Below are 571 nucleotides of genomic sequence, written 5' to 3' on the forward strand. Positions count from 1 at the left end.
GCCCGGAAGAAATCGCCGAAGCTGTAAGCTACGGCGTGATCAAGATGAACATCGACACCGATACCCAGTACGCCTTCACCCGTCCAATCGCCGACCACGTGTTCGAGAACTACGACAAGGTGCTGAAGATCGACGGCGAAGTGGGCGAGAAGAAGTTCTACGATCCGCGTTCTTGGGGCCGTAAGGCTGAGGATTCCATGTCCGCCCGCGTGGTCGAGGCTTGCCGGCAGCTGGGTTCCGCGGGCAAAGCGCTCAAATAGCGCGTAGTTTTGCGATCGTGCGCGACACTTTCCCGGAAATAATGAAAATCATTGAAAATCAATGGAGCGGACAACGGGAGTCGAACCCGCCTCTAAAGCTTGGGAAGCTTTCATTCTACCGATGAACTATGTCCGCATGCCTTACGGCTGCTGCACCTCACGTGACGAGCATGCTCAGCCAAACGAGGCACGAATAGTTATCCTAGCACGTCACCTGCCGACGCGCGTGGAGTAGGTGGGCGGAGCGATCGGCGTGCCGTTCATTTCGTTGGCCATCTGCATGAGACGCGCTATGCGCTCATCGGTCGGCG

The 571-nt window shown here is 57.1% G+C and carries 1 protein-coding gene and 1 tRNA gene; one reads left to right on the forward strand and one right to left on the reverse strand.

Annotated elements, in window-relative coordinates:
• Positions 1-260: class II fructose-bisphosphate aldolase (locus IE182_RS31605; protein WP_190113427.1), on the forward strand; the 260-nt coding region annotated here is incomplete at its 5' end.
• Positions 261-322: 62 nt separating this feature from the next.
• Here the strand turns inward: IE182_RS31605 and IE182_RS31610 are convergent.
• Positions 323-396: transfer RNA gene (locus tag IE182_RS31610), tRNA-Gly, on the reverse strand.
• Between the last annotated feature and the right edge of the window lie 175 nt (positions 397-571).

Origin of the sequence: Streptomyces cinnamoneus (assembly GCF_014650495.1) — a bacterium.
GTDB lineage: Bacteria > Actinomycetota > Actinomycetes > Streptomycetales > Streptomycetaceae > Streptomyces > Streptomyces cinnamoneus.